The following is a 25,422-nucleotide window of genomic DNA, read 5'->3' on the forward strand; positions in this document are numbered from 1 at the left end:
TAATGTTCTTACGGAGGAACCCATGAAGTATGTTCTTGACCTTAGCGATGTAACAGATCGTGATGAATTATTTGACGCCATCGTTGATCAGCTTCCGGTGTCCAGCTATTTTGAAAGAAGTCTGGATGGTCTATATGAAGATTTTAGCGAAATCCTGGAGGATAGTGAACTTGTGGTGAAAAACTTTGAGGAGCTTGCTGAGTCTGAGCCTCAGTTCTTTAAGAAGTTTAAGCATACTCTTAAAGCCCTGATGGTGGACATACCGGATTTCGAGGTACGATTCTCTTCCGAAGATGAATCGGAGGATGAATATGACAATTCCGAGGAGGCTGAATATGATTCCAGCGGCGATGACTATTCCGATCCGGATGATAATTACAGCGACAGCGACAGTTATGATAAGATTGATATGTAAATGGGATTTTGCAGGGTGCCTTGACCGGCATCCTGCTTTTCTTTTGGCCCCTTGGATTTTCGCTGTTCCAATATTCGTCATGTTTTCTTAAAATTCAAGTATCTTTTTTTCAGTTTCACTTCAGCATGCATTGTTATCATGATGCCATCAGTTACAAAACCTGTGTGGGATTGCAGATCACTTTCCTGTATAGGAATATCGGCTGAGAACAAAAAAGGTTTGATCATATGAATTAAAAGATAAAACCTAAGGAGGCTAAAAATGAATACAAAACATGCATTAGCAGCATTAACAGCTGCTGCCATGATAGCAGGAACTTCCATTCCGGCATATGCAGACAGCAGAACTGCGATTTCTTCGGTAACCATCAATGTGGCAACCGATCTTTCCATCGGTTCGACTTCCAGCGATGTAGAGGTTACAACAAGTTCTTCATTATATGATGTTTACAGTGCGACCATTACAAATACACCGAGTGATGGCTGGGAAGAAGATGATAACCCAAAGGTACAGATCAAGCTCCAGCTTGAAGACAGCGATGATTATAAGTGGAATATCACGAAATCCGATGTCACGGTAACCGGTGATGACGGTTCAGTCACATCAGTTTCAGGCGGAAGCGGCCACGGATACCTTACTATCGTTTATACGCTTAAGGATCTTGATGAAGTTTACACCAACTGGTCAAGTTCTCTCGATCTTGATATAGATGATGCAGACTGGCAGTCCGGAAACGGTATTGCAGACTGGACAGCTGCCGAATGCGCAAAAAAATATGAGGTAAAGCTTTACAAAGGCAGCTCTCTTCTTACAACCGTAACAACCACAAATACCTATTACAGCTTTGCTAACTATTTTACATCCGCAGGTACTTACAGTTACAAGGTACGCGCAATATACACAAGCTCCCATAAGGGTGACTGGGAAGAGTCCGATGATATATATGTGACGGAAACTGAGGCAAACTACATTTACTCCAAATATAACTCAAGTATCAACAGCACTACCTCTTCTACCTCAAGTTCCTATGTAACAGGTCTTACAGGTTCAACCGTATACGGTCCCACAACATTGGCCAATACCCTGGCGAATTCAACAGGCGGCCAGTGGATACAGGATCAGTACGGCTGGTGGTACAGAAATGCAGACGGTTCCTGGACCTCCAACGGCTGGCAACAGATAAACGGTAAGTTCTATTATTTCAATTCCTACGGCTACATGAAGACCGGCTGGATCCTTTGGGACTACCAGTACTACTATTGCGGCGCTGACGGAGCAATGCTCACTAACACAACAACCCCTGACGGATATTATGTAAACTCCTCCGGTGTCTGGGTTTCAAACTACAGCCCCTACGGCTATACTGCATAAAATACAAAGCTGAAACAAAGGGGACGGTTCTCGCCGGCGAGAACCGTCCCCTTTGACTCTATTCTTGTAAAAAGCCGGAGGGCATCCATTTAAAACGTATGCCCTCCGGCTCTGACATTATACCAAATTCCAATGTATCATATCACTCATCAAAACCAACTATCCAGGTGATGACAAATCCAAGAACTGTTGCAAGTACTGCTGCAATGCAGGCAAAGACAAAGTTCTGCATTGTGCCACCGAGGAAGATCGGAAGTGTAAGGAATGAGCAGGATGCGGTAGCGTAGGCACGAACATCAAACATACCTACAAATACACCTGTGATGGCTGCTGCAATGATGGCTGAGATAAGTGGCTTTCTCAGACGGATTAGACAACCGTAAAGTGCAGGCTCGGTTACTGAAAGGAGTGCTGTTACGCCTGTTGAGATTCCTGTCTGCTTATTCTCTGCCTTTTTGGCCTTAACGCCCACAGCAAGAGCTGCGCCAGCGATGGCAAGGTTAGCTGCGAGGGCCTTGGTAAAGAGAAGTGATGAACCATAGGTTGTAATCTCGTTTACGATAAGAGGAGTGATGATGGTGTGCATTCCAACCATAACGAGAAGCGGATGTAATGCTGAAAGAACTGCCATGCTAAGTCCGCCGAAGCTTGTAAGCCATACGCAGAAGTTTGCAAGTGCCATACCGATGATAGTTCCGATAGGTCCAAGGATGAGAAGTGTAAGGATAAACATTACCATGCCAAGGATAAAGGGACGAAGGATCGACTTAACCGCATCAGGAAGTACCTTCATGATCTGTTTGTCAAGCGCTGCCATAACAGGCACCATGAGAAGCGCGGGAACGATGTTTGATGTGTAGCTAACCTTTGTGAGGGCAATGCCGAAAAGGTTCAGTTCCTCAACACCGGAGATGGAGCCGGAGCAAAGGGCAAGCATAACAAAGGCCGCTACATATTCATTGGTCTTGAGACGGCGGGCTGCCGCAAAGGCTACCATTACCGGCAGGTAGCTGTAGGCTGCCTGTGCAAGTGTATTGATGAGCATATATGTGCTGCTCTCTGCTGCAGCCGGATTCATGAACTTAACGATCGAAAGAAGCGCCGAAATAAGTCCGGAGCCGATGAGTACAGGGATTGTCGGAGTGATACAGCCTGAGATAAAGGCAAATATCCTGCTCACTACATTCTCATTTGTCTTTTCATCAAGATTCTCCTGAACAGGTGCCTCTTGGCCGCCGGCGGGAAGAAGCGGGAGCATCTCGTTGTAAAGCTGCTCTACTGACGGTCCGATGACGATCTGGTACTGTCCTGCCTGGTCAACTACGCCTTTAACTCCGTCGATTGCCTTAAGAGCTTCTTCGTTTGCCTTTGTCTTATCGTTAAGTACCAGGCGGAGTCTGGTCATACAGTGTGTGTGGGTTTTAATGTTGCCGGCACCGCCTACTGCTGCAACGATTGCAGGTGCCATGGTTGTGAAATCAAGTTCTTTCTTCATAGTTTATCTCCTTATTTGATATGAATCCCTTGCTTTTTCCTACGAGTTTTTCTTTCTATTTACAATTCTTCTCCATTGGTTTCAATAACCTTCTTGTACCAGTAGAAACTGTCTTTTCGGGAGCGCTGCAACGTTCCGTTTCCGAGGTCGTCCTGGTCGACGTAGATGAAGCCGTAGCGTTTGCTCATCTGGTTGCCGGAGGCGCTGATGATATCGATGGGTCCCCAGCTGGTGTAGCCGAGCATTTCTACGCCGTCATCGATTGCCTTTGCCATTTCTTCGAAGTGGCGTCTGAAGTATTCGATTCTGTATTCATCGTGAATGCTTCCGTCTTCTTCAACCTTATCCCTGGCACCAAGTCCGTTTTCTACCACGAAGATCGGTTTTTTATATCTGTCATACATCTCGATGAGTGAATATCTCAGTCCCACAGGGTCTGTCTGCCAGCCCCACTCGCTGGACTTAAGATATGGATTCTTTACGCCAAGTACTGTATTTCCCGGGGTTCTCGGAGCGTCCGGGGAAACCGATTCCGTCATACTCATGTAGTAGCTGAAGCTTACATAATCGCAGGTGTACTGTTTAATTACCTCAAGGTCGCCCGGCTCCATGGCTATCTTAATGTTTCTCTTCTCCAGATCACGAAGGATCATTTTCGGATACTCACCGAATACAAGAACATCTGTGTAGCTCAGATTCTCAAGGTTTCTCTTCTGGGTTGCCAATGCATCCATGGGCTCACAGGTATAAGGATAACAGGTAAGCTTTGTGAGCATGCATCCCATCATCGCACCCGGCACCATTTCATGAAGCATCTTCGTTGCCAATGCTGATGCCACGAACTGATGGTGAAGTGCCTGATAGCAGGCCTGATCCATACCCTCTGTACTGAGTTCCGGAATGATTCCCGCAGAGGTAAACGGGTGTCTTCCGCAGCTGTCGATTTCATTAAATCCCATCCAGTATTTTACATACTGACCGTATTCTCTGAAGCAGGTCTCGCAGAATCTCAGGAACATATCGATAACATTCCTGGATACCCAGCCGTTACCTTCAAAGGCAAGTGCCAGAGGCATCTCGTAATGATGGAGCGTAACCATGGGTTCAATGCCTCGTGCCTTCATGGCACTGAAAAGCCTGTGATAGAATTCCACGCCATTAGCATTGGCCTCTGTCTCATGACCGGTTGGATAGAGACGGGTCCAGGCGATGGATACTCTCAAAATTTTAAAGCCCATCTCCTGAAAAAGATCCAGATCCTCTTCATAATGATGATAAAAATCTATGCCGTGACGCTTTGGATAGTAGGTTGTATCTGTTTCCAGTGCAGCCTGTTTAAGTCCTTCCAATGTAACTGAAGTATGTGCTTTCAGATTCTTCTGATCAACGTTTGGTTTAAAGGCCTGCACGTCCTGGACGCTGAGTCCTCTGCCGTCCACGTCCCAGGCACCCTCGCACTGATTAGCAGCTAATGCTCCTCCCCAGAGAAAATTTGAAGGAAACTTCATTTAACGCCCTCCTTACTGAAATTTATGGTATGATGCAGACATCATGTTTTTATACTTTGCGGATGCCTCAATCAGATAATGGGCTCCGCATACATCTGCAACTGACTGTATATAGATTAAAAGTTTATAAATAATTAATCCATTCCATTAATTGCAAATTTTTAATGCAAAAAATGGAATGGCCGGAGCTGAACCCTATGGTATTGACAAACCGACAGATTTACATCATTTCATATCTTCTTAACCACTCAGGCGGAGTTGATGCGGAGAGACTTGCCGCTCAGAGCAATATCTCATTAAGAACACTTCAGAACGAGATAAAGGATATCAATGACTCACTTGAGGATGGGGCCTGCATTGTCAATGTCGGAAAGCATGGTTATGTCGCAAAGGACTTCAGTTCAAAGGCCAGAGCACTGATACTGGAACTCGCGGAGGATCGGCAGACCATGATCATGCCGGAGAAGCGGGTCAATGATATTCTTGCGGCTCTGATATTTGAAAAAGCTTACATAAGCATGGAAGCCCTTGCCGGAAAACTTTTTCTTTCCAAAGGAACCGTGTTCAGAACCATCGAAAGTTCGAAGGTTTTAAAAAAGATCATAACCATAAGTAAAACAAAGGGACTTCGGATAGATCTGCCGGAATTTGAAAAAAGGCAGTATCTCACCAAGGTCTTTGATATTGACTCTGTAAATCTTTATGCGCCTGAGGTGGGTGCAAAATACAGAGGGCTTGATAAGCTTTTAAAGGGATATTTCACGAAGCTTTTTGTAGCACATAAATATCATGTGTCAGGGGAAGCACTGCGGAATTTCAGAAGGTATGTGATTCTTTCCCTAATCAGAAATGATCTCGGATATGAGCTTGAAGAAATAACCCATGGACTCAGGATTTCATCCCTTATGGAGGAAATTCTGGACGGTATAAGGAAGGTCACCGGTACAAGCTTTTCGGAGTCAGAGAAGCAGGATCTTCAGGCAAAGCTTAATGAACTTCCGACTTTTCTAATGGACGTTTCTTCCGAAAAAATGGGCTGGATTCTGGAATGGGAACCTAAATATCTGCTTTTTCTGGATAATATCAAAGAAACCTTCGGCATCGTACCGAAGCTGAAAGAGGAGGATAAGAACCGACTGCTTCTTCATATCTGGAAGCTTTATCAGAGGACTGATGTGGGACACCACATAAGTAACTACAATAAACGAGAGATAAACAGGGCTTATCCCCTGGCGACGCATATCGTGGTGTCATGTTTTGAAAAAAGCTTCGGGTTCAGGATTCCTGAAACCGAAGTCACGCTTGTGGCCTTATACATTGCAATGGGGTTAAAAGAAAAAGCCGAAGGTATACAGTGCGCCATAGTCACCTCGAAAAATCCCAGCCTTGTCTGGCCTATGAAGCAATGGCTTATGGATAGATTTCCCGGAACTATCGAAGATGTTTCGATAATCGAGCATTACCGGTGGATGGACGGGACGGACAGCTCAACCAGCCTTCTCGATATGGAGCGAATGCTTATACTTACCGCAAGCCCCACCATGGCACTATCCTGCCCGGAATCTATACTTGTTAAACCTCTGGAGCTGGATAGCGAGTTCGATAACATCGACAGAAAAATCCGTAAGATACTTGAGAAACGAAGGACGGATACATTGGCATCATCAATAGAAAAGTATGTGACAACATTTACGGTGCCGGCTGAAAAGATAAAGAGCTGCAAAGGAATCCCGGAGCTTCTTAAGACTTTGGGTGAGAAATCCGGCGATGACAACCTGGTCAATGATGAAAGATACGAGTTCGTATTGGATACGGACGTACTGCTTATCCCCCATATTCATGCAGAAAATGCTTCCGGAAACTATCAAAACAGTATAAGAGTTTATAACCTTGAAGCTCTTCTCACTTATCGCGGAAGCAATGTGCACTCGCTGGTTATCTCCGATTATTACAGTGGTTCAAAAGGCATCGGGGAAACTACGTCGTATGATTCCGGGACCAACACCTGTCAACAGGAAATCCGACAATTCTACAGCTGCATAAAAGAACTGCTTTTGCCGGGTAGAATTGACGGACTCACCTGATACAACAAATAATAAGTTCTGACACGTTAAGTATTGTTAAATCGCTGAAATGACCCATTTTGAACATTATCACAATCGTAATCATACATTATTTCATGCAAGTATGACCCGGTTTATGTATTATGGGATTTTAATACAGACTTATGCTTTGATATGACTGTCACTCTTTGGCGAGTAGTATCACACCATTTCCGGCGCCGATGCGGTCAGCACCGGCGTTAATAAGCTCCATAGCCTGCTCATAGGTCCTGATTCCGCCGCTTGCCTTGACCTTTGCGCGGTCGCCAACAGTCTTTTTCATGAGAGCAACATCCGATGCAAGGGCTCCGCCGGTGGAAAAGCCTGTTGAAGTCTTTACAAAGGAAGCTCCGGCTTCAACCGAAAGCTCACAGGCCTTCACGATCTCATCCTTTGTGAGCAGGCAGGTTTCGATTATAACCTTCACGGTTCTGCCTTCACTTGCATCAACCACTGCCTTGATATCGGCTTTCACCATTTCATAGTTTCTGTCTTTCATGCCACCGACATTTATGACCATGTCAACCTCATCAGCTCCATCCTGAACCGCTGTCTTTGCCTCAAATGCCTTTGCTGCAGTACTCATGGCTCCGAGAGGGAATCCCACAACGCAGCAGACTTTTACGTCGCTGCCCTTAAGCTCCTCTGCCACAAGTGGTACGTGACAAGTATTAACACATACAGATGCAAAGCCATACTTCTTTGCTTCACTGCAATATCTTTTAATGGTTTCTGTGGTTGCATCTGCCTTAAGCATTGTATGATCGATCATTTTTTCGATATTCATATCTTTGTCTCCTCGTATTATGCTATTTGAAGCAAAATTTAATTATTCTGCCACCTTCCACCCTACAAGTTTTCTTGATTTTGAATCAAATGTTACACCAATCTTATATAGTTTTCTTTCGTCTGCAATATACGGCAGTGCATAATCCTTTGTATCAATCTGAGCAAGAGCAGCCTCGGCTGTATCATCTCTCTTAAACTCAAACAGATAGATATATTTATCTGTCCTTATGCACAAATCAATGCGCCCATCATAAATCTGTCTTTCGCAGTCAACATACCTTCCCAGAAGTATGGCGAGCAAATAGACAACCGACTGAAAATAATGCTCAAAGGGATCATCTTCTCTCGTATAGGTAATACTGGCAAATAATCCCGTTAGCACGTCTCTTATCTTATCCAACTGCCCATTTTCAATGTAATCATCCAAAGTAAAGATATCGAGACCATTGCCGGGTGTTGCTTTTGGGACATAATATTTTAAAAGGCTTTCGATGAAACCATATTTCACTTCATCATTCGGAAAGCATAATGTGTATCTTCTGCGTTTTTTATCATAATCAGCTATTGTAAGATATCCTGTTTGATAGAGAAGTGGAACCAGATCCAAAGTATCTCCGGTATAATCCTTTAGGGTAGCTTCATTTGCAAAAATAGTCCTGTTTGTAAATTTTTGAACTTCAAATCCGCTATCCTTTATCTTACTCAAAAGGAATGTTGGTGTTCCAGTTTCAAACCAGTAAGAACCAAAATCCTTTGAAAAGAATGCATTTAATAAACTGAACGGGTTATAAACACCTTCAGCCGAAGGATGGAAATGATAGCCATCATATTGTTGTTTGATTGTACTCAGACATTCATCAGTGTTTAGCCCCTGTCTATCCGCCAGCATATGAACTTCCGGGTCAAAGAAATCACTAATCTCACCATCTGTAATCCCACATAACGTAGCATATTCTTTATCCATAGAAATATCCTTAAGCTGATTTAAATCACTAAAAATGCTGACCTTATGGAATTTAGTTACACCGGTAATAAATATGAACTGGATTGATTCATCGCAGCTTTTCAGAACACTGAAAAAGCCCTTAAACACCTCTTTATTATGATCCTGAAGTTCCTTTTTATTAATTACATCAAGCAGTGGTTTATCATATTCATCAACCAAAACCACAGAACGAAGGCCTGTCTTTTCCTTTGCTTTTATGAGAAGCTTCTGAAATCTTTCTCCTAAAGCATTAGCTTGGTTTTCATAGCCATACTCCTCTTCCCATTCCGAAAGCATAAAAGATAACTTCTGCTCCAAAGCTCCTTCAGTCTGATAGTTTGCTCCGTTAAAATCAAAATAAAATACAGGATATTTCTTCCATGCATCCAAATTATTCTTTTCCAGTTCTTCTATTGCAAGACCCTCAAATAATTCTTTCTTACCCTCCCAATATGCCTTCATGGAAGAAAGAAGAAGACTTTTTCCAAATCTCCTGGGTCTGCTCAAAAAGTACGGAACGTTATTATGAGCAAGTCTGTATATAAACTCTGTCTTATCAACATAAAGAAAATTGTCAGTTCTGATTTTTATAAATCCCTGTATACCTACAGGTAATTTTCTGATCACTTCTCCCATATTGCAGACCTCCTTCGAAATAACCTGGCAAAATTATATCATTGCCAACGTCTATTCACAATTCAACCTATATTTAGTACTCACCTCTCATCTATAATCGCGTGTTTTTCAATGTTTATTTCTGACACACAGATGCAGCTCTAATTGGCTCCTTATTTAGCGGCATAAGAATACCGTCGGATGTCTTTCTCCAATCCGACAAAAAGGTTTGGAAATCCATGAATCCAATTGCATTGTTGTCATATGACACCAAACAGACTGCTTATGTCTTCGTCAATTATTCTGTCACTTTTGCATTCAGCATTTTGAAGCATCTTTTCTACTCTGTTTTCCAGAGCGACGCCGATAAATCTGTCAACGTCTATGCCTCTAAGACTGAAGAAATAAAAGGGGTTCTCATCAAATCGCACTCCGATTCCATACATTACAGCTGCTACATGCTTGCACATGAGAGCCCAGTCCGGGCAGCTGCAGCCGAAGCTTATTTCCCTTACAGTCGGAAAAAGTCCCCCTTCGGAAGTGAATACTTCCTTGAGTTCTTCCGGGAATTCACCACTTACCAGCTTCTCAAGACTCTCTATCCTGGTACTGCATTTATCGATGATTTTCTGGCAGTTTTCTTCAGAAAGTCTGCCAATCCTGATCTCAACATTGTAAGGTGAACGTCTTCTGCCCTGCACTTTGGCAAGCACCTTTCCGTCATGAATCTGAAGATCGATAACTGTACCGGAGCGTACATAGCCTTTTCCACGGTCAAGCCTGCTGCTGTAATCCGCATAGCTCTCGAGATTCCGGCACCAGGCCTGTCCCCACCAGCTGGTACATATCTCACCGCGTCTGGATTTAGGCATGATAGGTGAATAGTTTTTTCCTTTCTTTTTAGCTGTTGAGGCACTCTCTTTTGCCTTACGCCTCAATTCTTCTGCAGACGGTTGAGAGTAAACCGTATGATCGTCCCAATATCTCGCCATATCTTATATCTCCAGTCTCATGAGATTGAGAAGCTCTGAATCAGACATCTCCGTGATCCAGTTCTCGCCTGTTCCCACAACACTTTCCGCCAGGGAAACCTTATCTGTTATCATCTTGTCTATCCGTTCCTCTATGGTACCCACTGTCACAAACTTGTGAACAATAACACTTTTATTCTGACCTATCCTGTAGGCTCTGTCGGTTGCCTGGTTCTCAACAGCCGGATTCCACCATCTGTCAAAATGTATCACATGATTTGCGGCTGTTAAATTCAGTCCTGTGCCTCCCGCCTTGAGGGACAGTATCATATAGGGTACATAGTCCTCAGCATTAAACTGATCCACCAGCTTCTGACGTCTGGAAACCGGCACCCCGCCGTGGATGACAAGACCCTCGCACTCAAATATCTCTGTAAGGAACTTCTCAAGATACGGAATAATTTCTTTATACTGAGTAAAAATAAGCACTCTCTCACGTCTTGAATATATTGTCTCACAGAGCGCCCTCATAACTTCAAACTTGCCGCTGTCCTTTGGCGAAAATCTCTCCTGTCCAAGAAACTGATCCGGATGATTGCAGATCTGTTTAAGCTTTGTTAATGTCGCAAGCACCAGACCTTTTCTCTTCATTCCGTCTACTGATTCCAATGCTTTTTCAAGATCTGCGACCTGTTTTCTGTATAAAACGATCTGCTTCGGCGAAAGATTTACATAATCAATCTTTTCAACCTTATCAGGCAGGTCTTTGATTATCTTTTTGTCACTCTTCAACCGGCGGAGAAGGAAGGGACTGATGATATTTTTAAGCTTTCCATAGCCATCGGAATGCTGAGGAAGTTCCTTTGTGAATTTGCGGAATTCATCAGAAGTTCCGAGAAGACCTTTATTCAGGAAATCAAATAGTGACCAGAGATTCGTAAGATCATTCTCTATAGGCGTACCTGTCATTGCAATCTTATGAACCGCAGGAATCTTTTTAATGGCTCTGGTCTGTTTTGTAGCAGGATTCTTTATTGCCTGGGCTTCATCAAGGATGAGATAATCTGCCTTTCTTTTGGAAAGCCCTTCCATCCTTAGTGCCATACCATAGGTCGTGACATTAATAAAGGATGGATCATCCAGATACTGTTTTTCCATTACTTCCGCCTTTTCGCCATGCATGATCCTGAACGGAAGATCCGGAGCGAATTTTTCCACCTCTTTTTCCCAGTTTCCAAGAAGGGATGCCGGCACTATCAAAAGCGCGACCGCATTCTTATCCTTCTTGTAGACCCATGAAAGAAATGTGATTATCTGGAGAGTCTTTCCGAGACCCATGTCATCAGCAAGGCAGGCTCCGAAATTGATATTATTCATGTAGCAAAGCCATCTGAAGCCCGTCTCCTGATAAGAACGGAGATCGGCTTTGACTGTCTTTGGAACCTTTTCATTCTTTATATTCTGGGGTTTCTTGAGATTTCCCAAAAGAGTTCCCAGCCATTTGCCATTTGTAACCACGGGTCCGATGTCAATGTCTATCTTGTCAGAAGAAAGACCTGCCTCAAACTTCAAGGCTTCCAAAAGGCTCATATCACCACGGTACTTTTCAAGATCCCCAAGCATCCTTTCAAGACGTGAGTGATTGACCTCAACCCACTTGCCCTTCAGAAGGGCAAGTCCTTCGGTCTGATCCAAAAGGCTCTTAATATCACTTTCAGTCAGTGGCACACCATCCACTGTAAGCTCCGGAACCATTGACACAATGGACTCTGCTCCCAGAAGTGCAGGCTTGTCTTCACCAAGCTTTACCTGCATTGAAATGCTGCTCTGTCCACGCTTCCACCAGTTCGGAAGACGGCATACTACACCGCATTCCTCTATTTTCGGAACTGCCTTTAAAATTTCATAGGCTTCTTCCGAGGTCATTCTCAGCGGATGAAACATTTCCCCTGACTCCACAAAGGAAGCAATGAGCGGGGAAACCTCTGCTGTTCTTCCGAGACACGCAAGAAGTTGAAGAAGCTTGTCCCTGTCATGCTTATATTCTTCCAATGCATAGGATAAAGGCACATGCTTGACCCCGCCTTCTCCATCCTTTGTCGCATAGGTAGCAAGAAAAGCAAAGGGTCTTCCCGTATCATCCCTGGTATTCTCTACAAGATGAAAAAATATTCTTTCCGGAACTCTCAGATTCTGGTTAAGCTCCGTGAGATACATTCCGGCTGTTCCCTGATAATCCCGAAGACCGGCTGTGAATACTGAAGAAAGCTTCATGACCTGAAGAGCAATCCAGGCTCTGCTGATATTCTCCGTTCCTATCCCGAAGGGAATCGTCATCTCAAGTTCTTCGCAGGTCTCTTCTGAAAGTTCTATCTGCACCTTATCTCTCAGTACTTCAAGATCGGGATTACTCTGCACCGCCTTGATAAAATAGCCGGATAATCTTTTCAGAAACGCAAAGGAGGGGCTTTCTCCACCACTTGCAGGAGAAAGTCCCGCCTCCAAAAGAGCCTTGTATTTATCAGCTATGAATTGCTGCCTCAGTTTCTGTTCAGCTTCAGCGCCTGTAATTTCATCTTCAGGTCTGTCAACTATAAAACTGTCCTCCGTGAATATGAATGAAAGCAATGTAGTTCCTCCATTTTTGTATCAAAACTCATCATTGGGAATGATTATACATCTTCCGGAATGATTTAGCAAAATTATATCACCACTATGCCCTCAACCCGTCTGACAGGATGTTAATCTCACACCTGCTTAAGTGCTTCCTCCAGCGCTTTTGAAAGCTGGTCACCACAGGAGGTTCCCTTTCCTCCGCAGTCCACTCCTTTCAGGAGTTCTGCAATCTCACTTGCAGGATGACCTTCGCAAAGTCGGGAAATAGCCTTGAGGTTTCCGTTGCAGCCTCCCACAAAAGAAACATTTCGCACCTTATTTTCATCATCCAACTCAAAGTCGATCAGTCTGCTGCAGGTTCCGCTGGTTTTATACTGAAAATGTGTCATGATAAATCTCCTTCTTCAGACATCTCTTGAAAATCTTCACTTGATACTCTGATAAAATATACTCTGTTTGAATCATTTTTCAAGAGCCTTCATTCTCTCTAATTCTTTATCGTATATGCAGAAATGTCAAATACCTTTGAATCAGGTCGGTCATCGAACTCATGGATCATATAAACCGCATCCGTGGCACCCGGCGTATCTGAATCCGGATTTTCTGTGCGCAGGCATTTTGCAAGATGACCATCCTTATCATATAAGAAAATACACTCCGGTTCGTAACCTTCAGCCGGGAATATCTCGGCATCATAAGTTACTCCATTATGTTCCATGGTATCTTTACTGTAATTGGTTCTCTGACTGCAGACATATATATCATTGATCAGATCGTCTAACAGTTCCGGATCATTCCTGATAAAGGAAGATGACACATCGGTCACCATGATTCCGGTCATATCATCAGGATACAGATTGTAAACCTTATCATCACTGTAATAGGTGATCATGCGGTCTGTCAGACTCTTCACCTTCATAGTACGAAGAGAATGATACTGACCGTCAAGAACCTGTACCTCATATTCCTGTGTGACATCCTGAGCCTCAAGATACACATCGTACTGTAGATAGATTCCGTCAGCTTTATCCAAACGGTTCCAGAGATCAGCTGTATGTGAGTCATTACCGCTATTCGGCAGATCAAGTTCACCGTTATTTACCTTCTCAGTATACTCTTCCATTGTCATGAGTTCATAGGACGAAGTATCCGCGTCTTCTTTCGCAAAATATATAACATCCCCGCCTGTATCCGGTATTTCAAGTTCGATAATGCCATCTCTGATTATACAATCTGCCGTTCCTCCGTCATCAACCGTAACCTGCAGCTTTTCTCCGTCCCGGGTCCATTTTTTTACAGTAGTCTTATCTCCGTTTAATGTCATGTACCCGGTGCCGTCCTTTTCCAACATCAATTCAGATGTAAGCTCTAAGGATTCCGCATAGAAAGCATGACCTTCTGATAAAGCTCCGAAAGCCGTATATGTGCCTTCCACCGGTCCCGTATATTCCTTTTTCGTAGAATTTGAACCACCCAGAATCTCCTCCTCAATATTTGCAATTTCCTCCTTAGCGGAAGCAGACTCTTTATCCGGTGCCGGCTCTGTTGTATGCACTACAGGTTCCGCCATTGCAGCCGTAGTTTCATGAGCCATAGTAGTTCCCGAAACCGTCGTCTCTGAAACTTTATCCGGTGCCTTCCCGGCATCTGCCGCATCAGGCTTTCCTCCACAGGCACTTAAAAATGTCACCATCAATAATAATGTCGTAATAGTTAATCCATTCATAAAATAATTGCCATTTCTTTTCATATTCATCCTCCTCTGAAATAAATAAGTCCTTAGTTCTTCTGCAATCATTCCGCACAGATTATCTTGCACATACATTTATGTTTTTATTTTACCATAGCCTGTCTCACTTTTATATGGATAAACTAAGAGGTGCACAATAATTGCTTATTGTGCACCCCCACTCAGGAACGTACTGCCTTAATTAAAAACTCTTTTATACTCTCTTCACTGAACTTTTCAAACTCCTCCACCGGAAGCGGCTTACAGAAATAAAAGCCCTGCATATCCGAGCAGCCATTCTCCTGAAGGAATCTCGCCTGGATTATATCCTCTACACCTTCAGAAATAAGCTTCAAGCCGAGGTCATTGACCATCCTTATCATATAGGACACGATGATCCTTCCTTTTTCCGGGTCACCGTTTGCGGTAAGGAAACGGAAATCCAGCTTTATACGATCCACCGGAATTTCTTTCAGCATTCGAAGTGATGAATATCCGCTTCCGAAATCATCCATCTCAACTTCAAAGCCATATTCCCGTAGCCGCCTTGAAGCATCAATGATATAGGATGAATTTTCCGTATAGGCAGTTTCTGTTATCTCTATATGCAGCTGGTCCGGAGTCAGTCTATAGGTTGTTATCAATTCCTTAAAATGATTTGGGATATCTGCCTGTTCCTTTATGTCATTTCTCGAAACGTTTACAGATACAGTTCTGTGGATTCCCTGATCGTTCCATCTCTGAAGATCCTGACACACCTTTTCCCAAACAAAACAGTCAAGATCGTAGACAAGTCCTGCTTCCTCAAGGACAGGGATAAACTCACCGGGACTTATCCATCCTAGCTTTGAATGCTTCCACCGGCATAGTGCCTCGGCACCGGTGATACTTCCTGTTTCAAAATTCACCTGAGGCTGATACCACACCTGTATCTCACCGGATCCGATGGCAATGGGAAGATTTTCTATGATGTCCGCAGACCTCATTCCTCTTTCCCACTGATCCGGATTATAGAAGCCATAGCTTTCTTTAAGGTTTTCCTTAACCTTTTTCTCCGCCACCCTGGCATAATCCACCATATGGTCTACATCGGGATTCCTGTAATCTTCAGGCGTAAGAACATAGATCCCGCTGCAGATCCTTATCTTATTGTCTTTATTCCTGCTTATAAAGAAATCCCTTACCTGATTGATAACATCATTTTCATCCTGTTTAAGCTGCTTATTTCCTCCGGCATGCCTGAAAACGACAACATGATCTCCTTCTATCCTTCCTATGGCTTCGTCATCCCCCATTACCTCCATGGATTTTTTTACCCAGAAGCTCAGAAGCTCATCTCCTGCCTCCTTCCCGTAACGGTCATTGATATACTTGAAATCCCGGATATTGTTGTAGGAAAGAAAGTACTTGGTGTCCGGATTGTCTCTCAGGATCTCAACAACCTTTTTTCTGAAACCATTTATACTCAGTGCTCCGGTCAGAGAATCATGATCCAGAAGCTCCCGCATTTTCTGTTCCTGCTGCAGTTTGACAGCAGTGTATCTTTGTTGCGAGATAATGATTATTGCGATAAAAAGTAATACTCCAAGAAGAATGACAGCACCATACTTATGGATATAGTCAAAGAAATTATACTTATACAGATTACGTGAAGTGTAATCAAGCACTATACCCTGGCTGACGGTATCCGGAAGGTCTGAAATCCCCCGGTTCAGATGTTCGATAATGTCACGGCCTCTGTCAGTATCTCTGGTTCCTGCCCTGAAATCCATAGAGAATATGGTTGAAGTCTGTGGAGAAAGATCCTCATAAGAAGGTTTCTGAAGTATGAAGCTCCAAACATAGGAATTGTGAAGGAGGGCATCAACATCTCCTGAGCGAAGAGCCTTGACGCAATCATCCATATCATCATATAGACTGATCTCCATGTCGGGATACATCCCCTTTACTGTCTCAGCCACACCGCCCAGGGATCTGAACATCCCCACCTTAAGCTTATTCAAGTCTGAAAGGTTCCGGTTATTCTCTGTAACAATGGTAAAGGGTGTCTGCATCAAGTTATCAGAAACTATGCTGGACTGACCTGAAGCGCTTTTTATGGCGCTGCCGAATGGCATAAGAATGTCGTACTCTTCGTTATCGAGAGCATCCTTCAGGGTCTCTTCCTTCATAGCTACGAAGTTCAGCTCATACCCGGCATTATCCGCTGCCTCCCTCAAAAGATCCGCACCGATGCCTATGATCTCTTCTTTTGAATCATCGAGATAAAAAACCGGGCAGCGGTCAACGGGAACACATACCGTAAGGATCTCTTTGCCTCCGGCTTCCGGACCGGCAAAGGACATAAACGAAAAACAGAGCACAACAAAAAGACTTAGGATCAAAGCCCTTATCAGATTAAAGTTTCTTTTTGCTTTCAAAACAAAATCCCTTCCTTTTCTTTACCCTTTATATGAAATTTCGACCTTGTTGCTTTTTTTATAAATTTTTACTTATAGAAATCTTCAAAAGACCAAAGATTTTATGGCATGCCAAATAATCAATGTATTTTCCTATAATGTAAAAAGGCGGCCGGGATTACCCGACCGCCTTTAAATACATTACTTATATAAACGTATGCTTTTTGGGAATTAAACCTGAATTACTTGACCAAGCCTGATGGCTGTCAAACTATCATCCAACATACTCTACAGCGCTGTTTCCTGCGATCTGACCAAATACGATGATATCAGTTACAGCAGTTCCGCCAAGACGGTTTCCGCCGTGAACGCCTCCGGTAACCTCACCGGCTGCGAAAAGACCAGGGATAACTTCGCCTGACTTGTTGATAACTTCTGAATTAGTATTGATCTTAAGTCCACCCATTGTGTGATGGATACCGGGAGTTACAAGGATTGCATAGTAAGGTGCTGTTGCAAGGTCGTTCTCATTAGAGAATGATGTACGTCCGAACTCCTCATCCTTCTTGTCAGCCCAGATCTTAGCCCAGCCTTCCATTGTCTCCTTGAATGCATCTGCAGGGATACCGATTGCCTCTGCAAGCTCCTCATAGGTCTCGCCCTTGTAGCCGTAACCGGAATCAAGGTAACCCTGATATACCTTAGAACCATCAATCATCTTCTGATCAAGGATAAGCCATGCAGTACCGTTTGTCTGCTCAATTTCTGCTGCAGAAACCTTATCTCTTGTTGAAACCTCATCGTAGAAACGCTTTCCTTCGTTGTTTACAAGGATAGCACCGTCACCACGAACACCCTCTGTGATAAGGTGGGCATTGCCGCCTTCATCGATATGAACTGTAGGATGGATCTGTATCTGATCAAGATCAACTACGTCAGCATTAACATCTTCAGCCTGTGCCATCTTGATACCCTGGCCGAGAACGCCGTCAGCATTGGTTGAACAGAAGCCCTTGAGATCAGGCCTGAGCTCTTCAACCATCTCTGAGTTTGCACCGAAACCACCGGTTGCAAGAACAACAGCCTTGGCATTAACAGTGATCTCGTTTCCGGTCTCACCCTCTGCAACAACGCCAACTGCCTTGCCGTCCTCCATGATGATCTTGTTAGCTGTGGTATTGTAGTAAACCTCGATACCGTCTCTGTCCTCTACGTTCTTTGTAAGAGCGGGAACGATGAATGCACCAACTGCAAGTGTCTTGCCCTCTGCATCTACAGGTCTGTGGATACGCTTAACTGAAGCTCCGCCGGCTGCACCAACGGAAGGAAGCTCTGCATTGTGCTCCTTAAGCCATGTGATGGCACCTGCTGAATTCTTTGTAAGTGTATCAACAAGCTCAGGATCGTTGATCCCATGTCCGCCAATGATGGTATCCAGAGCCATAAGCTCGGGAGTATCGAAATATCCGTCAGGTGAAGCCTGGTAAGCATCCCACTGCTGCTGAACTGTTGCAGCAAGCTTTGTGATAGTCTCATTATCAGCCCACTTCTCAGCTGCTGTCTTGAGAGTCTTCTCAACACCATCACCCTCTGTGAACTCATTCTTCTTCTGATATTCTGTACCTGCAGCATTGAGACCACCGGTTGAACGGACTGTATTTCCTCCGCCCATTGCCTGTGACTCAAGGATAACTACCTTCTTACCTGCGTCAGCTGCTGTAATGGCTGCTGTCATACCTGCGCCGCCCATACCAACAACAACTATATCTGTATCGATGGACATATCCTCAGCTTTTTCAACTGCCGCATCGATCTCTACTGAATCAAGATCCTCAGGCTTAAGTCCTGCCTCTGCCAGAGCTGCTGTTGCTGCCTTAACGATGGCATCTGACGTGATGGTTGCGCCGGAAACAGCATCAACCTGAACTGTGTTTCCTGCTATCATCTTCTCAGGGAAATCAGCGATAGGCTTTGAACCTATACCATCAGTCTCTCCCGGACCTTCAATCTTAACGTCTGCGATCTTTCCATCTTCAAGTGTCAATGTAACTGTTACAGGGTTGCTGTCACCGTGGATTCCCGGTGCTGATCCTGTAAATGTTCCTGAAACCGCTCCTCCCTCTGCTGCCGGAGCTTCTGTTGCTGCGTCTGTCGCAGCTGCGGTTGTTTCTGCCTCCGGTGCTGCTGTTGTTGCTGCCGGAGGAGTGCTTCCGGCACATCCTGCAAGGGCTGTTGCTGTCATGGCTCCTGCCATAACCACTGAAGTAATCTTTCTACCCAGTTCAAGTTTTTTCATAATTTTCTTACCTCTCAGTTTGTTTTGACAATTTTGTCAATTAGATACGGTTTTCTGTGGCAATATTATCATCCGGCTATAGATAATGCAACGGGTTTTTGATATATTATTGACAACGTTATGTTTTTTTTATAAATGCCGGAGCAGATTAATGAATATCATAGAAAAAATGCATCAATTTAAGGATTCATACACCTCAAATGAACAGAAACTCTATCAGATGATCATTAAAAATCCTGACCTCATACACACCTTCACCATCACACAGATCGCAGGTTTTGCTGACGTCTCTACTTCAGCCATGCTGAGATTTTGCAAACGACTGGGCTTTAACGGCTATAAGGATTTCAAATTTGAAATGGATGCCTGGCTCCGTTCCGAAAGTGCACAGTCAGCTTCCGACAATCCTCTTCAAAAAATCGCAAGCTCCTTTTCCGATGCCATAATGTCTATACCGGAGGCATGTGGTGATGGACTAAACAAGCTTTCAACTGACATACTTTCATCTGATAAAGTTATGTGTTTTGGACGATACAGAAATAAGATAGTCTGCGATAAATTCCGGATGAATCTCACAGACCTTGGCATCCCCTGCCTTGTTGCCTCAGATCTTCTGAGCTATGAGCATTCCGAAAAGCTGGTAGATTCAGACACCACAGTGATCATCTTCAGCGTCTATCACGATATGAAAAGCTACCAGAGCATAATTGAGGAAATCTCCTCAATCACAGATAACCTCTGGCTTGTAACCTGTAATATTGAAAGAACCAAACATACTCCTATTCCAAATATACTTCTCTTACCGAACATCTCCAACAATTACATGGCCGTGGATCAGCAGGCTGTAATGATAGCCTTTGTTGAGATGCTGACATATATGTTGAGGCAGCACAAATTATGATGTATTAATTTTGATATGGCAGCTGCATCCATGGACCAACGGGAACCTGCGGACCCGGGGATATAGTTCCCTGGTCAACTGTTGTTTCAGGAACAGTGACAGAAGTATCTCCTCTTGAAGGACCGAACTCATAGGCATTTTCATTTCCTGCAGAACCTGAGGGAACGTCATTGCCTTCTGAATCTGCATTATATGCTTCATTAATCTCTGCTGCAGCTTCTATCGGATCTTCACCGAAAGACTGTTCCGGTAATGTTTCCATCTCAGCCCAATCACCTGTAATGAGGTTTCCGTTTACATCATACATTTCTGGAACCGTCTCCGGCTCAAAGCCTTCAACAGATTCATGAGTCTCATACTGGATGTCAAGGTTACTGATGGATACCTTGCCATCATCTTTCTTTAATTCAGGAGCTTTGTACGTACCCTTTACGGCACCGACACCCTTCATGAGATCCTCTACGGATGCCTCCTTATAGCGTTCCGCAAGACTCTTGTCGATCTGTATCTCTGACGCTCTTTTTTCTACCGCCGCTGTATCCGTCTTATCGGATGGCCTTACGGAATTTCTTGCCTCAACAGTACGTATAGCCTGATATCTGCCCGTTGAGATCGATAGATTGGATGCCATATTATGCTCCGTGAGATCAGCCGTGTTTATCAGATAATAACTGCTGCCGGTTCCGTTGCTGTCCGAATTGGTAGTCACATTGGTCATTCCTGAAATTTCATTGAGACTTTCTTTTATCTCATCTACAAGCAGCCCGGTTCTTTCAGGTTCCGATCCCGAGACATTGAGAAGGATACATGCTGTCGATGTATTTTTCCCGTTCCCGGATATTTTATCTTTGGTCGCTTCTTTCCCTGCTGTATCACCTTTGCCCGTTCCTGATGTCGCATTATTTTTTGAATCAGCAAAAAGCCCCTGCTCCTCCATAACATCAATAGTCTTTTTGAGCGCCTGCCCAAGAGTATTACCTATAAGATGTTTTGTTTCCAGTTCTTTTTCCAATGTGATGGCTTCATCGTTTACGGAGTAAACCTTTATAACTCGGTTAAAGCGGTTTAACGAGAACTCCAGTGACGGATTTACATCCACAGACACATAGGAAACTGCAAATGCCGCGTTGTAGGTATACCAGACCACAAAGGTCAGAACCACCACCATAAATGCTGCTGCCACGAGACGTTTCAATATCTCTGCCGCAATGGGTCCGGCTCCTGTACCGCGGGTGGTCCCGATAATATCGATGGTATCCCCCGCCTGTAACTCATTCTGTTTTATTCTGATAATGTCACCGTTCTTCTTGAGAACCGCCGCCTTACCGTTTTTAACTTCCAGAACTACTGCTTTCATGTATCATCACTTCCTGTTTTCTATATCATTTAAACATTTCATTCATATATCCAATCCGTATTTTCCGAAACAGATTTATAGTATTATCGGTTATTTCCTGATAACTTTACTGATATATGAAAAATATTCTCCAAGCTCCGGATACTCTCCGTTCAGTATCTCCGCCGCCGCAATGATATATTTCCTGTGTTTCTCGATAATCTTCCTTGGCGCTCCACTGTATTTTACAAGCTCCTTCATGGGAAGCTCGAGATTTGATCTCATCATGGAAAAGAAGGCTGGATTTTCAACCAGTACTGCCACCGAATCGGCGACAGCCCCCTTAGCCTTGGCTCCCTTCGGAGAACAGGCAGCAAGCTCAAAAAAAGAAAAGCCATAGGGCTCCAGGAGCACCTGAACCTTATCTATCTCATCCTTTATAAAAAAATGACCTTTTTTTATTTCTTCGCTCCCGTCTTCTTTTATTTCTATGTTTTCTTCTTTTATTCCAATGTTTTCATCCGTCATAATTCCCATGTGACTTGCAGGTCGCCCCTCCTGTTCTGCTTTATTGATAAAACTAGACCGTCGCTTCATAAAGAAGCTTATCTCCTACATGAACCTGCTTTATACCTTCTTCTTTTCTTTTATTAAAATTAAAGCTGAGCATATAACCGGTGGTCAAACCGAAGTAGTCAAGATACTCGCTTATTTGTTTTTCTCCGGCCTCGTTATACCGCTCACCGTGCCAAATTTTTAATTCAATAATATATTGCTTCTCAAGATAATCGATAATTATGTCCGTTCTTTTCTGGTCTCTTGTCTGAGCCTCAATATAGTAATTACCTGTACCATTGATAATGGGCTTCAGATACAGAAGGAACTGTTCTCTACCGTCCTTCTCCTTGAACCTCTCCTTAAGTGGTCCATATATCTGATGATACGTTTGAACAAAACGCTCCAGTATAAGACGTACATTCAGGCGCCCGTTTTCAACAAAAATGTTTTTAGCCAGGTCACCTTCTCTGAAAAATACGCTGTTTTTCATCTCTTCCTCTGAAAGGAAAAGATTATATAATCTTGTCTCAAATATTCTGTTGTCTATCCTTACACTATTATTATAGTTTCTTATAAAACCATACATCTGCATAAGGACAATGTCTCTCTGGTCAGGATTCCATGTAAGCTTAATCCCTTCCATAAGGATACTTCTGAGCGAAGCCTTTAATTCCGGAAGATTGTTGAGTTTCCCTGTCAATGACTGAAACAAAGTATTGTCCTCTGCGAGAATCAGCTTTACAGCTTCGTCCAAACCTCTGACAGACCATCTGTCTTTTATGTTATCAATCTTTTTTTCTACTTCTGTATCCAACAGTTCGCATATACGGCTGACAAGAAAGGGATACCCATTTGTATATTCTCTGATGAGCTTTGCCATCTCGCCGGTATCCATTCCGGTATGATGGTCTGCCTCATATTCATCCAGCATTCCTTTGATTCCGGCAGCTGAAAGACTCATATCGATAGTAAAATCTGCTGCTATATTCCACGGACTATTCTCTTTGTGTTCGTCCTCATCCCTTATTTTTATCTTAAGATGCTTAACATCAGTAACCCCTGATAATATGACTGATTTAAATGTCGGAACCCCGCTGGATTCCCTTGCGATATATCCATCTCTCAAAAGTCCGAGAAAATCAAGGAACACCTGATTATTTGTTGCACTATCAACCTCATCGATTATCAAAACTACCGGCTTTTCACTGACAGCAATCCATCTTCTGAATACACGATAAAGTTCATCCATCTTAAGCTGTTCAGCTTCTTTTTCGCAAAAACCTTCCAAGGCACTAATAGTCTTTTCAGGAATAGGAACCCCAAAGAACTCTACCTGATCCAACACCAGTCTTGAAAATGTTTGAACAAACTCACCCTCTGTCTGATATCCGGCCTTTGTTATTCCCTCAAAGCTGAGACTTAAAACAATATAATCATCGACAAGTGCCTGCTGCAGTGCTTTCAGAGTTGTTGTTTTTCCATACTGCCTTGCCCGGTTAATGGTGAAATATTTCCCACTATAAACCAGCTTCTTTATCTCCTCCACTCTCTCGGAGATATCAACCATATAATGTTTTGACGGAATACATACCGCTGTAGTATTAAATGATTTCACGAATAACTCCTTTGCCGAACCATGTAATTCACAACTTCCAATCAGGTTTGCCAAAAAAAATAAGCTACGATATAAGGAGTAAAAGAACAATGTCTTTAAACCTGCTTATATCGTAGCATATTCTAAACTTTTAAAAAACGATGATTTTTCCTATTACATTATTCAAGCTCATTACCATTCCAACCTGTTACAGTTGTTTCAATACGTCCCGAACGTTCATAACATTCATAAAATCCGGCAAGAGTTTATATTTTAAATCGTCATTGGAACGACTCGCCACCTGACACGGGATTACTATTCTGGCCTTCATCCTGAAACAGATAAGATCGGAGGATACGGCAAATATTCAATCCACTATGTAGTACCCTTCAATCTTTACTCAGCAACTTCCAACAGGGTAATGTCGAAATTCAGCGCCTTTCCCGCAAGTCTGTGGTTTCCGTCAAAGGTAACAGTCTCCGAAGTCTTCTCGGTCACCGTAACAGGGAAGCGCATTCCCATATCATTCATGAGCATGATATCCTGTCCGATCTGAAGATTCTCTGACCCAGGAACTTCTGAAATATTTGCGACAAGCACTTTCTTTTCATTATATTCACCGTATGCATCTGCCGGCTCGATATGGATGCTCTTACTCTCTCCGACCTCCATATCAACAACCACCTTGTCAAATCCCGGGATCATCATGCCGACACCGGCAACAAAGGATAACGGCTGATTGCGGTCATAAGATGAATCAAACTTGCTTCCGTCATCAAGAGTTCCTGTGTAGTGAACGCTTACTGACTTACCGGCATTCTTACCCTCGTAAATGATGCTCATTTCACGGCTTCCGCCGCAGCCACCGCAATCGCCTTCGCAATCATCTCCGCAGTCACAGCTTTCTTCATCATGATGTCCACAGCCGCAGCCACTTGCTTCTTCACTCTCTCCATTATGATCGTGATGTCCGCAATGATGACCCTCACCGTGATGGTGATCTTCTCCATGATGGTCACAATTTACACCCTGGGAAACCAGATTTCCTGCAAGGAACTCCTCAACAGCTTTATCTGTATTTCCGGTTGCTCCCGAAATAACCTTGATACCCATTTCTGCAAGAGCTGCCTGTGCACCGCCTCCGAGTCCGCCGCAGATCAATGTATCAACCTCTGCATCCTTAAGAACTCCTGCAAGAGCCTCATGCCCTGCACTGCCGGAGCCAAGGATCTCACTTGCTGTGATTTTTCCATCCTCTACTGTATAAAGCTTAAATTCTTTAGTCTTTCCAAAATGCTGAAAAACCTGACCATTATCATAAGTAACTGCTATCTTCATTTGATACCTCATTTTCTCTTATTGATTTCTAAATAACCTCTAAAGTATAAGGTATTTGTCAAATTATTGAAAGCATTACTTTCCTTCAGCCGCAAGCTGTCCTGCAAGTCTTCCAAAGGTTGCGATCCTTCCTGCCTGAGCTCCGGCGAGATAGTTTGGATAGCTGCCATTGTAATATCCGCCGGCCTGACGAACACCGTAGAAAGGAGCCTCCTCCATGGATGAAAGTCTGAAGCCTGCCTTACCAACTTCGTCCGGCTTGATGGCACCACGCTAGAATATCATAGATGTATGTGTGGTATCCATAACCGCACCTGCCCAGAGACAAGCCTTGATTCCGCTGCCCTTTGCTCCGGGCTTTGAATAGTTAACACAGGTCTTCTCCAAGTCCCTTCACAAAGTCT

19 protein-coding genes are annotated in these 25,422 nt (G+C 43.6%); 4 read left to right on the forward strand and 15 right to left on the reverse strand.

What is annotated here, in order from left to right; all coding sequences use genetic code 11:
• Window positions 1-22: 22 nt before the first annotated feature.
• Entirely contained in the window at window positions 23-415 is a 393-nt protein-coding gene (locus G625_RS0105490; RefSeq protein WP_029200311.1) for a barstar family protein, read from the forward strand.
• A gap of 261 nt (window positions 416-676) precedes the next feature.
• On the forward strand, window positions 677-1,786 hold the full coding sequence (locus G625_RS0105500; protein WP_029200313.1) for a hypothetical protein: 1,110 nt from the start codon (window positions 677-679) through the stop codon (window positions 1,784-1,786).
• 142 nt (window positions 1,787-1,928) lie between these two features.
• Here G625_RS0105500 and G625_RS0105510 read toward each other — a convergent pair whose 3' ends face one another.
• Together G625_RS0105510 and G625_RS0105515 are read right to left on the reverse strand one after the other, a co-directional pair.
• A complete protein-coding gene (locus G625_RS0105510) occupies window positions 1,929-3,281 on the reverse strand; it encodes a PTS transporter subunit EIIC (protein WP_029200314.1) in 1,353 nt (450 codons plus the stop codon).
• Window positions 3,282-3,340: 59 nt separating this feature from the next.
• Complete coding sequence (locus G625_RS0105515) at window positions 3,341-4,789, reverse strand: glycoside hydrolase family 1 protein (protein ID WP_029200315.1); 1,449 nt, start codon at window positions 4,787-4,789, stop codon at window positions 3,341-3,343.
• 197 nt (window positions 4,790-4,986) lie between these two features.
• Here G625_RS0105515 and G625_RS0105520 point away from each other — a divergent pair, with 197 nt between their 5' ends.
• A complete protein-coding gene (locus G625_RS0105520) occupies window positions 4,987-6,873 on the forward strand; it encodes a BglG family transcription antiterminator (RefSeq protein ID WP_029200316.1) in 1,887 nt (628 codons plus the stop codon).
• 160 nt (window positions 6,874-7,033) lie between these two features.
• Here the strand turns inward: G625_RS0105520 and deoC are convergent, their stop codons facing one another.
• The 8 genes from deoC to G625_RS0105560 form a co-directional block, all read right to left on the reverse strand.
• Complete coding sequence (gene deoC / locus G625_RS0105525; protein ID WP_029200317.1) at window positions 7,034-7,678, reverse strand: deoxyribose-phosphate aldolase; 645 nt, start codon at window positions 7,676-7,678, stop codon at window positions 7,034-7,036.
• 42 nt (window positions 7,679-7,720) lie between these two features.
• The gene (locus G625_RS0105530; protein ID WP_029200318.1) at window positions 7,721-9,301 is read right to left on the reverse strand and encodes an ATP-binding protein; all 1,581 of its coding nucleotides are present in this window, start codon (window positions 9,299-9,301) and stop codon (window positions 7,721-7,723) included.
• A gap of 239 nt (window positions 9,302-9,540) precedes the next feature.
• Window positions 9,541-10,272: an SWIM zinc finger family protein gene (locus G625_RS0105535; RefSeq protein WP_029200319.1), complete on the reverse strand. Its 732-nt coding sequence runs from the start codon at window positions 10,270-10,272 to the stop codon at window positions 9,541-9,543.
• Window positions 10,273-10,275: 3 nt separating this feature from the next.
• Window positions 10,276-12,879 (reverse strand): DEAD/DEAH box helicase, encoded by a 2,604-nt coding sequence (locus tag G625_RS0105540; protein ID WP_029200320.1) that lies wholly within the window; start codon window positions 12,877-12,879, stop codon window positions 10,276-10,278.
• Window positions 12,880-12,998: 119 nt separating this feature from the next.
• Window positions 12,999-13,256: a TIGR03905 family TSCPD domain-containing protein gene (locus G625_RS0105545; protein ID WP_029200321.1), complete on the reverse strand. Its 258-nt coding sequence runs from the start codon at window positions 13,254-13,256 to the stop codon at window positions 12,999-13,001.
• 98 nt (window positions 13,257-13,354) lie between these two features.
• Window positions 13,355-14,617, reverse strand: coding sequence for a hypothetical protein (locus G625_RS0105550; protein WP_029200322.1), 1,263 nt, complete (start codon window positions 14,615-14,617; stop codon window positions 13,355-13,357).
• A 161-nt stretch (window positions 14,618-14,778) separates the two neighbouring features.
• Window positions 14,779-17,016, reverse strand: coding sequence for an EAL domain-containing protein (locus G625_RS18545; protein ID WP_044931746.1), 2,238 nt, complete (start codon window positions 17,014-17,016; stop codon window positions 14,779-14,781).
• Window positions 17,017-17,269: 253 nt separating this feature from the next.
• Window positions 17,270-19,291: a flavocytochrome c gene (locus G625_RS0105560; protein WP_029200323.1), complete on the reverse strand. Its 2,022-nt coding sequence runs from the start codon at window positions 19,289-19,291 to the stop codon at window positions 17,270-17,272.
• Window positions 19,292-19,442: 151 nt separating this feature from the next.
• Between G625_RS0105560 and G625_RS0105565 the strand changes: the two genes are divergently transcribed.
• Window positions 19,443-20,192 carry a MurR/RpiR family transcriptional regulator gene (locus G625_RS0105565; protein WP_029200324.1) on the forward strand — a complete coding sequence of 250 codons (750 nt, stop codon included), beginning with the start codon at window positions 19,443-19,445 and terminating at the stop codon, window positions 20,190-20,192.
• 4 nt (window positions 20,193-20,196) lie between these two features.
• Here the strand turns inward: G625_RS0105565 and G625_RS0105570 are convergent, their stop codons facing one another.
• The 5 genes from G625_RS0105570 to G625_RS22710 form a co-directional block, all read right to left on the reverse strand.
• A complete protein-coding gene (locus tag G625_RS0105570) occupies window positions 20,197-21,549 on the reverse strand; it encodes an anti-sigma-I factor RsgI family protein (RefSeq protein WP_029200325.1) in 1,353 nt (450 codons plus the stop codon).
• A gap of 90 nt (window positions 21,550-21,639) precedes the next feature.
• Window positions 21,640-22,125 carry a hypothetical protein gene (locus G625_RS18550; protein ID WP_156885042.1) on the reverse strand — a complete coding sequence of 162 codons (486 nt, stop codon included), beginning with the start codon at window positions 22,123-22,125 and terminating at the stop codon, window positions 21,640-21,642.
• Window positions 22,109-23,701, reverse strand: a complete 1,593-nt coding sequence (locus G625_RS0105580; RefSeq protein ID WP_029200326.1) for an AAA-like domain-containing protein — start codon at window positions 23,699-23,701, stop codon at window positions 22,109-22,111. The genes G625_RS18550 and G625_RS0105580 overlap by 17 nt, the downstream gene beginning before the upstream one ends.
• A gap of 375 nt (window positions 23,702-24,076) precedes the next feature.
• The gene (locus G625_RS0105585) at window positions 24,077-25,018 is read right to left on the reverse strand and encodes an FKBP-type peptidyl-prolyl cis-trans isomerase (RefSeq protein ID WP_029200327.1); all 942 of its coding nucleotides are present in this window, start codon (window positions 25,016-25,018) and stop codon (window positions 24,077-24,079) included.
• 75 nt (window positions 25,019-25,093) lie between these two features.
• Window positions 25,094-25,237 carry a hypothetical protein gene (locus G625_RS22710; RefSeq protein WP_198014866.1) on the reverse strand — a complete coding sequence of 48 codons (144 nt, stop codon included), beginning with the start codon at window positions 25,235-25,237 and terminating at the stop codon, window positions 25,094-25,096.
• Window positions 25,238-25,422: the final 185 nt, after the last annotated feature.

It is taken from the genome of Oribacterium sp. NK2B42 (assembly GCF_000424445.1).
GTDB lineage: Bacteria > Bacillota > Clostridia > Lachnospirales > Lachnospiraceae > Oribacterium.

What these genes read in the sequence shown, in the direction of transcription:
- G625_RS0105490 (WP_029200311.1), top strand. Translation starts at nt 23, where the DNA reads ATGAAGTATGTTCTTGACCTTAGCGATGTAACAGATCGTGATGAATTA.
- G625_RS0105500 (WP_029200313.1), top strand. Translation starts at nt 677, where the DNA reads ATGAATACAAAACATGCATTAGCAGCATTAACAGCTGCTGCCATGATA.
- G625_RS0105510 (WP_029200314.1), bottom strand. Translation starts at nt 3,281, where the DNA reads ATGAAGAAAGAACTTGATTTCACAACCATGGCACCTGCAATCGTTGCA.
- G625_RS0105515 (WP_029200315.1), bottom strand. Translation starts at nt 4,789, where the DNA reads ATGAAGTTTCCTTCAAATTTTCTCTGGGGAGGAGCATTAGCTGCTAAT.
- G625_RS0105520 (WP_029200316.1), top strand. Translation starts at nt 4,987, where the DNA reads ATGGTATTGACAAACCGACAGATTTACATCATTTCATATCTTCTTAAC.
- deoC (WP_029200317.1), bottom strand. Translation starts at nt 7,678, where the DNA reads ATGAATATCGAAAAAATGATCGATCATACAATGCTTAAGGCAGATGCA.
- G625_RS0105530 (WP_029200318.1), bottom strand. Translation starts at nt 9,301, where the DNA reads ATGGGAGAAGTGATCAGAAAATTACCTGTAGGTATACAGGGATTTATA.
- G625_RS0105535 (WP_029200319.1), bottom strand. Translation starts at nt 10,272, where the DNA reads ATGGCGAGATATTGGGACGATCATACGGTTTACTCTCAACCGTCTGCA.
- G625_RS0105545 (WP_029200321.1), bottom strand. Translation starts at nt 13,256, where the DNA reads ATGACACATTTTCAGTATAAAACCAGCGGAACCTGCAGCAGACTGATC.
- G625_RS0105550 (WP_029200322.1), bottom strand. Translation starts at nt 14,617, where the DNA reads ATGAAAAGAAATGGCAATTATTTTATGAATGGATTAACTATTACGACA.
- G625_RS0105560 (WP_029200323.1), bottom strand. Translation starts at nt 19,291, where the DNA reads ATGAAAAAACTTGAACTGGGTAGAAAGATTACTTCAGTGGTTATGGCA.
- G625_RS0105565 (WP_029200324.1), top strand. Translation starts at nt 19,443, where the DNA reads ATGAATATCATAGAAAAAATGCATCAATTTAAGGATTCATACACCTCA.
- G625_RS0105570 (WP_029200325.1), bottom strand. Translation starts at nt 21,549, where the DNA reads ATGAAAGCAGTAGTTCTGGAAGTTAAAAACGGTAAGGCGGCGGTTCTC.
- G625_RS18550 (WP_156885042.1), bottom strand. Translation starts at nt 22,125, where the DNA reads ATGAAGCGACGGTCTAGTTTTATCAATAAAGCAGAACAGGAGGGGCGA.
- G625_RS0105585 (WP_029200327.1), bottom strand. Translation starts at nt 25,018, where the DNA reads ATGAAGATAGCAGTTACTTATGATAATGGTCAGGTTTTTCAGCATTTT.
- G625_RS22710 (WP_198014866.1), bottom strand. Translation starts at nt 25,237, where the DNA reads ATGGAGGAGGCTCCTTTCTACGGTGTTCGTCAGGCCGGCGGATATTAC.